The 7,708-nt window shown below is 72.1% G+C and carries 6 protein-coding genes; all 6 read left to right on the forward strand.

Features of this window, described 5'->3' with window-relative positions; translation table 11 throughout:
- Positions 1 to 2,963, forward strand: a 2,963-nt coding sequence (locus EST54_RS32435) for a glycoside hydrolase family 2 TIM barrel-domain containing protein (protein WP_129251265.1), incomplete at its 5' end; no start/stop codon positions are given.
- Between the two features lie 113 nt (positions 2,964 to 3,076).
- Positions 3,077 to 3,997, forward strand: coding sequence for a homocysteine S-methyltransferase (gene mmuM / locus EST54_RS32440; RefSeq protein ID WP_129251266.1), 921 nt, complete (start codon positions 3,077 to 3,079; stop codon positions 3,995 to 3,997).
- A gap of 164 nt (positions 3,998 to 4,161) precedes the next feature.
- Positions 4,162 to 4,959: an ABC transporter substrate-binding protein gene (locus tag EST54_RS32445; RefSeq protein WP_167511644.1), complete on the forward strand. Its 798-nt coding sequence runs from the start codon at positions 4,162 to 4,164 to the stop codon at positions 4,957 to 4,959.
- A gap of 11 nt (positions 4,960 to 4,970) precedes the next feature.
- Positions 4,971 to 5,756: an amino acid ABC transporter permease gene (locus EST54_RS32450; protein ID WP_129251267.1), complete on the forward strand. Its 786-nt coding sequence runs from the start codon at positions 4,971 to 4,973 to the stop codon at positions 5,754 to 5,756.
- Complete coding sequence (locus tag EST54_RS32455) at positions 5,753 to 6,592, forward strand: amino acid ABC transporter ATP-binding protein (protein WP_392567433.1); 840 nt, start codon at positions 5,753 to 5,755, stop codon at positions 6,590 to 6,592. The genes EST54_RS32450 and EST54_RS32455 overlap by 4 nt, the downstream gene beginning before the upstream one ends.
- A gap of 126 nt (positions 6,593 to 6,718) precedes the next feature.
- The coding region (locus EST54_RS32460) for an acetylxylan esterase (RefSeq protein ID WP_129251269.1) at positions 6,719 to 7,708 on the forward strand (990 nt) is incomplete at its 3' end.

Consider the following 7,708-nt stretch of genomic DNA (forward strand, 5'->3'; position numbering starts at 1 on the left):
CCCCCGAGCACCCCCCGTTCCCGTACTACGAGGACCGCTCACCGGGCAGCGGGGTCCTGCCGCCCCGCGCCTGGTACGCGAGATCGGACGCCGCCCGGCTCTCGCTGCACGGCGCCTGGCGGTTCCGGCTCTCGGCGGGCGCCACCGCCGAGGACGACTCGTTCGCCCGGCCGGACTTCGACGACGCGCAGTGGCAGGACCTGCGGGTGCCCGGCCACTGGGTGCTCCAGGGGCGCTCCGCCGCCGACGGCCCCTTCGAGGGCAGCGGTGCGCGGCCGAACGGCGCGCCCGTCTACACCAACACCGCCTACCCCTTCCCGGTCGATCCGCCGCGGGTGCCGGACGAGAACCCGACGGGCGATCACCGGCGGGTCTTCGATCTGCCGGAGGCGTGGGGCGAGGGGCCCGCCGTGCTGCACTTCGCCGGGGTGGAGTCCTGTGCCCGGGTCTGGCTCAACGGGCAGGAGCTGGGCCACTTCAAGGGCAGCCGGCTGCCGCACGAATTCGAGGTGGGGCAACTGCTGCGGCCGCGCCGCAATGTGCTGGCGGTGCGGGTCCACCAGTGGTCGTCGGGCAGCTATCTGGAGGACCAGGACCAGTGGTGGCTGCCCGGCATCTTCCGGAACGTCACGCTGCACCGGCGCCCGGAGGGCTCGGTCGCCGACCACTTCGTCCACGCCGGGTTCGACCACCGCACCGGCGACGGCACCCTGCGGGTGGAGTGCACTCCGGCCGGCCGGGTGCGTGTCCCGGCGCTCGGCCTCGACCTGCCGACCGGGGAGCACGCGACGGTGCCGGTGCGCCCCTGGACGGCGGAGGACCCGCATCTCTACGACGGGGAACTGGTCACCCCCGGCGAGCGGATCCCGCTGCGGATCGGGTTCCGCACGGTCCGCGTCGAGGACGGGCTGCTGAAGGTCAACGGCCGCCGGATCCTGCTGCGCGGCGTCAACCGCCACGAGTTCCATCCACGTCACGGGCGCGCCCTCGACCCCGAGACGATGCGCGACGATCTGCTGCTGATGAAGCGGCACCACATCAACGCGGTGCGCACCAGCCACTATCCGCCGGATCCCGCCTTCCTCGACCTGTGCGACGAGCTGGGGCTGTGGGTCGTCGAGGAAGGCGATCTGGAGACGCACGGCTTCGCCCAGCAGGGCTGGCGGGACAATCCGGTCGACGACCCGCGCTGGGAGCCGGCGCTGCTCGACCGGGCCCGGCGGATGGTCGAGCGGGACAAGAACCACCCCAGCATCGTGCTGTGGTCGCTGGGCAACGAGTGCGGCACGGGACGCGGACTGTCCGCCATGGCCGCCTGGATGCGGGAGCGCGACCCGTCCCGCCCCCTGCACTACGAGGGCGACCCCAGCTGCGCCGACACCGATGTCTACTCCCGGATGTATGCCGACCACGCCGAGGTGGCACGCATCGGGCAGCGCGCCGAGGAGCCGCTGCCCGACCCGGAGCTGGACACCCGCCGTCGGCACCTGCCCTTCCTCCTGTGTGAGTACGCGCATGCCATGGGCAACGGTCCGGGCGGGCTGAGCGAGTACCAGCGGCTGTTCGAGCGGTACCCGCGCTGCCAGGGCGGCTTCGTCTGGGAGTGGATCGATCACGGGCTGCGGCAGCGGACGCCCGCCGGTGAGCTCTTCCATGCCTACGGCGGCGACTTCGGCGAGGAGCTGCACGACGGGAACTTCGTCTGCGACGGGCTGGTCTTCCCCGACCGGATGCCCTCGCCGGGCCTGCTGGAATTCGCGAAGGTCATCGAACCGGTGCGGATCGAGGCCGAGACCGACGACGAGGGCCACCCGGGCGCGGTCCGGCTCACCAACCGCTACGACTTCGCCGGCCTCGGTCATCTCACCTTCCGCTGGATCTACGAGGTGGCGGGCCAGCTGCGCGGGCACGGCCGGCTGGACGTACCGCCGCTGGCGCCCGGAGCCTCGGCGACGGTCCCGCTGCCGACGCCGCCGGTCGAGCCGGGCGACGACGGGGAGGCGCTGTGGACGGTGACGGCGGTGCTGGACGAGGACACCGCCTGGGCGCCGGCCGGGCACGAGGTCGCCTGGGGCCAGCTGCCGGCCGGCCCGCGTCCCGCCGCCTCCTGGACGGCCACGGCCACGCCACGCCGCGGTGAAGGCAATGTGATCGTCCTGGGCCCGGGAACCTTCGACGCCGCCACGGGGACGCTCGGCTATCTGGACGGCTTCCGGATCGGCGGCCCCCGGCTGGACGTCTGGCGGGCGCCGACCGACAACGACGAGGCCGCGCCCTGGCAGCCGGGGCCGCGGCCGGCCACCGAGTGGCGGCGGATCGGTCTGCACCGGATGCGGCATCGCGTCGATGCCGTGGAGACCGGTGCGAACGCCGTGCAGGTACGGACCCGGATCGCCCCGGCCGGCTCGCCGCTCGCGCTGTGGGCGGTCTACCACTGGACGGCCCAACCCGACCGGCTGCGGCTGGAGTTGCGCGTCGAACCGGAGGGCGACTGGCCGGTTCCGCTGCCGCGGCTCGGGGTGCGGATGCTGGTGTGCGGCAGCCTGGGGCGCGCCGAGTGGTTCGGCGGCGGGCCCGGCGAGGGCTACCCCGACACCCGGGCCGCCGCCCGCGTCGGCCGCTGGTCGATGCCGGTGGAGGCGCTGCAGACGCCGTATGTGCGGCCGCAGGAGAACGGCGCGCGGCCCGGGGTGCGCTGGGCGGAGCTGACCCGTACGGACGGCTCGGGCCTGCGGATCGAGGGCGACCCGGACTTCTTCTTCACCGCCCGCCGGTGGTCGGCCGAGGAGCTGACGGCGGCCCGCCACACCACGGACCTGCGGCCCGGCGAGGACCTGTGGCTCCATCTCGACCATGCGCAGCACGGGATCGGCAGCCAGTCGTGCGGGCCGGGTGTGCTGCCGCGGCACCGGCTGGAGGTGGCCCCGGCGCGGTTCTCGTTCGTGTTCTCGTCGCTGCGCTGAGCCGCCCCCGGTCACGCAGGTACCGCCCGGGGGCACTGTCAGCGGGCGGCACTACGCTCATGACGAGGGGCGCACACCGCACGCGTCCGGACCGCACCGGGAGGCTTCGCACCATGGTCAGCACGTCCCCGCCGCTCACCGAGGCCCTCGCCGCGGGCCCGGTCGTCCTCGACGGGGGGCTGTCGAACCAGCTGGAGGCCGCCGGGCACGACCTCAGCGACGCGCTGTGGTCGGCCCGGCTGCTGGCCGAGGAGCCGGCGGCCGTGGTGCGGGCGCATCAGGCGTACTACGAGGCCGGGGCCCAGGTCGCGATCACCGCCAGCTACCAGGCGACGTTCGAGGGCTTCGCGCGCCGCGGCATCGGCGCCGAGCGGGCCGCGGAGCTGCTGCGCCGCAGCGTGGAGCTGGCCCGCGAGGCGGCCGGGCGGGCGCGGGCCGGCGGGGCTGCCGGGCCGCTGTATGTGGCCGCCTCGGCGGGTCCGTACGGAGCGATGCTGGCGGACGGCTCCGAATACCGCGGCCGCTACGGCCTGTCGGTGGCGGCGCTGGAGCGTTTCCACCGGCCGCGCCTGGAGGTGCTGGCCGCGGCGCGGCCCGACGTGCTGGCGCTGGAAACGGTGCCGGACGCCGAGGAGGCCCGGGCGTTGCTGCGCGCGGTGCGCGGACTGGGGGTGCCGGCCTATCTGTCGTACAGCGTCGCGGGCGGGTGCACCCGCGCCGGGCAGCCGCTGGCGGAGGCGTTCGCGGTGGCGGCGGACGCCGACGAGGTGATCGCGGTGGGGGTGAACTGCTGCGCGCCGGACGATGCGGACCGGGCCGTACGGCTGGCGGCGCAGATCACCGGGAAGCCGGTGGTGGTCTACCCCAACAGCGGGGAGAGCTGGGACGCCGCGGCCCGGGCCTGGTGCGGCAGTGCGGCGTTCGACGCGGACCGGGTCGCCGCCTGGGCCGCGGACGGCGCCCGGCTCATCGGCGGCTGCTGCCGGGTGGGGCCGGACGCCATCGCCGCCTTGGCGGCCGCACTGAGCCGCTGACGGGGCGCCCGGGGAGGCGGGGGCGGCGGGGCCCGGTTGCGGGCCGAAGGCGTTACACAGACGCAACCGACGGGGCGGCGACAGCGCACCGAGCCGGTGGCAGGATGCAGGCCACATCGCAGCACGCACGGCTTGGTTGATCTGCATCACGCCTTGGAGGACCCGTGTCCGCTCGCTCCGCGTCGTCTGTCATAGCCGTTGTTGCTGCCATCGCCGTAGTGGCGGGGTGCAGCAGCACCAAGTCCGACGGGAAGAAGGGGGCCGGCGGACTGGAGCTGGTCTCCTCCGGAACGCTGAAGACCTGCACCCACCTTCCGTACGCACCGTTCCAGGTGAAGAAGAACGGCAAGATCGTCGGGTTCGATGTGGATCTGGTCGACCTCGTCGCCAAGGATCTCGGCATCAAGCAGGAGATCGTCAACACCCCCTTCGAAGGCATCGAGACCGGCCAGGACTTCACCATCCGCAAATGCGATCTGGCCGCCGCCGGCATGACCATCACGCCCGCGCGCGACAAGGTGATGGACTTCTCCGACCCCTACTTCAATGCCACCCAGGCACTGTTGACGAAGAAGGGCAAGCCCTACAAGAAGGTCGAGGACCTCAAGGGCAAGAAGCTCGGCTATCAGAAGGCCACCACCGGCGGGATCTACGCCAAGGACCACGGCAAGGGCGTCGAACTCGTCGAGTTCGAGGATCTGGGGCTGCTGCTCACCGCCGTGAAGTCCGGTCAGGTCGACGCCGGCATCAATGACAACGGCGTGCTCTTCGACTATGTGAAGCAGAATCCCGACACGGCGGTCAACGCGGAGTTCAATACCGGCGAGCACTACGGAATCGGCGTGCGCACCGGGAACGACGTCCTGCGCAAGAAGATCAACGAGGTCATCAAGAAGGCGAAATCCGACGGGACGTACGACCGGATCTACAAGAAGTGGTTCGGCACCACCCCGCAGAGCTGAGGCCCGCCACCATGTCCGTGTCCAAACGACAGCGCGCGCGGATCGTCCGCGGCGTGCAGTACGGCGTCCTGGTCGTCGCCGTGGTGGTCTTCGCGCTGGTCGCCGACTGGCACCAGCTGCGGATGGCGTTCTTCGACGTCGAGGTCGCCAAGGCGCTGTTTCCCGAGATCATCACCACGGCACTGGTCAATACGGTCCTCTACACCCTGCTCGGCTTCGGCTTCGGCCTCGCCCTCGGTCTGGTGCTCGCGCTGATGCGGCTGTCCTCGGTGCCGCCCTACCGCTGGATCGCCGTCACGTATATCGAATTCTTCCGCGGGATCCCCTGTCTGCTGGTGTTCATCGCGCTCGGTTTCGGTGTGCCGCTGGCCTTCGAGGTCGCGCTCGACATGAACGTCACGGTGATGCTGTCGCTCGGACTGGTGGGCGCGGCGTACATGGCCGAGACCATCCGGGCCGGAATTCAGGCGGTCCCCAAGGGACAGACGGAGGCGGCGCGTTCGCTGGGAATGTCGCACGGGCGGGCGATGGTCTCCATCGTCATTCCGCAGGCGTTCCGTATCGTGCTGCCGCCGCTGACCAATGAACTGATCCTGCTCACCAAGGATTCCTCGCTGGTGTATCTGCTGGGGCTGTCCCTCACCCAGTTCGAACTGGCCAACTTCGGCCGGGACGCGCTCAATGAGCACAAGAGCCTGACCCCGATCCTGATCGCCGGGCTGCTCTATCTCGTGATCACCCTCCCGCTCGGCCAGCTGGTCCGGCGCCTGGAGGCCCGTACGGCGAAGGCCAGGTGAGTGACGTGACGGCGGAGACGACGGCACCGGGCACGGCGGACCCGAAGGCCATCGAGGTGGCGGGGCTGCGCAAGTCGTTCGGGGAGCTGGAGGTGCTGCGCGGGATCGACTTCTCGGTGGCGCGCGGGGAGGTGGTGTGTGTCATCGGGCCGTCGGGGTCGGGGAAGTCGACCCTGCTGCGCTGTGTGAATCTGCTGGAGGAGCCGAGCGCGGGCCGGGTGACGGTGGCCGGGACCGAGGTCACCGACCCGGATGTGGACATCGACCGCGTCCGGCGGCGCATCGGGATGGTCTTCCAGGCCTTCAATCTCTTTCCGCATCTGAACGCCTTGGACAATCTGACGATCGCGCAGCGGCGGGTGCTCGGCCGCGACCGCGCCGAGGCGGAGCGGATCGGCCGTGCCAACCTCGAACGGGTGGGGCTCAGCGACAAGGCGGCGGCCTATCCGGCGCAGTTGTCGGGCGGCCAGCAGCAGCGGGTGGCCATCGCCCGTGCGCTGTCCATGGACCCGGAGCTGATGCTCTTCGACGAGCCGACCTCGGCACTCGACCCGGAGCTGGTCGGCGATGTGCTGGCGGTGATGCGTGCGCTGGCGCAGGACGGTATGACGATGCTCGTCGTCACGCACGAGATGAGCTTCGCCCGGGAGGTCGCCGACCGGGTGGTGTTCATGGACGGCGGAGTGATCGTCGAGGAGGGCACCCCGGAGCAGGTGGTGGGCGCCCCGCAGCACGAGCGGACCCGGACCTTTCTGGCGCGGGTGCTCGATCCGGCGGCCGCGGAGGTCGGGGAGGTCGTGGACAGCGGCGCGGCGGGCAAGCGCGTCGACCGCTGACCGGCCGGGGCCGGTCCGGGGGCCCGGCGGCGGCCGGTCCGGCCGCGGTGCCGTGTCTGAAATGCCCGCCCTCTGGGCACCGTTGGCGAGAGGCAGCCAGCCACCCCTACGGGCGGAGGTTCTCCCGTGTTCATCGACCTGCCCCTCGACGAGCTCCACGCCTACCGCCCGCCGCTTCCCGAACCACCCGGCTTCGACGCGTTCTGGCGGCGCACCCTCGACGAGGCCCGTACCCACGACCTCGACGCCCGCTTTGCCGAGGTCGATACCGGGCTCGCCCTCCTCAGCTGCTACGACGCCGAGTTCGCCGGCTTCGGCGGGCACCGTATCCGCGGCTGGTTCCTGCGTCCGCGCGCGGCCGCCGGACCGCTGCCGTGCGTCGTGCAGTACCTCGGCTACGGCGGCGGGCGGCTGCTGCCGCACGACTGGCTGCTGTGGCCGTCCGCCGGGTACGCCACGCTGGTCATGGACGCCCGCGGACAGAGCGGCCCCAACCGCCCCGGGGACACCCCCGATCCGGTGGGTTACGGCAACCCGGGCGTCCCCGGCAAACTCACCCAGGGCCTGCTCGATCCCGACGACTACTACTACCGGCGGCTGTACACCGACGCCGTACGGGCCGTGGAGGCGGCGCGGGGCCATGACGCGGTGGACGCCGAGCGGATCGTGGTCGCCGGCCACAGCCAGGGCGGCGCACTGGCCCTGGCGATGACCGGGCTGGTCCCCGGGCTGGCGGGCGCGCTGATCGATGTGCCGTTCCTGACGCACATCCGGCGGGCGGTCGAGGTCACGGACGCGGGCCCGTACGGCGAACTCACCCGCTACTTCGCCGGCGCCCGCGGCCACATCGATACCGCCCTGCGCACCCTGGACCACTTCGACGGCCTGAACTTCGCCGTCCGCGCCACCGCCCCGGCCCTGTTCGGCACGGCGCTGCGCGACGCGGTGGTGCCGCCGTCCACCGGCTTCGCCGCGTACCACCACTACGCGGGCGAGAAGGAACTGGAGGTGTGGCGGTTCAACGCCCACGAGAGCGGCGGCGGAGAACAGCGGGCGGCGGAGCTCTCGTTCGTACGGGGGGTGGTGGGGCGGACGGCGAAGTTCAGGCCGTCGAAG

This window comes from Streptomyces sioyaensis, assembly GCF_004122735.1.
In the GTDB taxonomy this organism is placed as follows: Bacteria; Actinomycetota; Actinomycetes; order Streptomycetales; family Streptomycetaceae; genus Streptomyces; species Streptomyces sioyaensis.

Bases quoted from the DNA above. Each gene is read 5' to 3' on its own strand.
- mmuM (WP_129251266.1), top strand. From the start codon at position 3,077: ATGGTCAGCACGTCCCCGCCGCTCACCGAGGCCCTCGCCGCGGGCCCG.
- EST54_RS32450 (WP_129251267.1), top strand. From the start codon at position 4,971: ATGTCCGTGTCCAAACGACAGCGCGCGCGGATCGTCCGCGGCGTGCAG.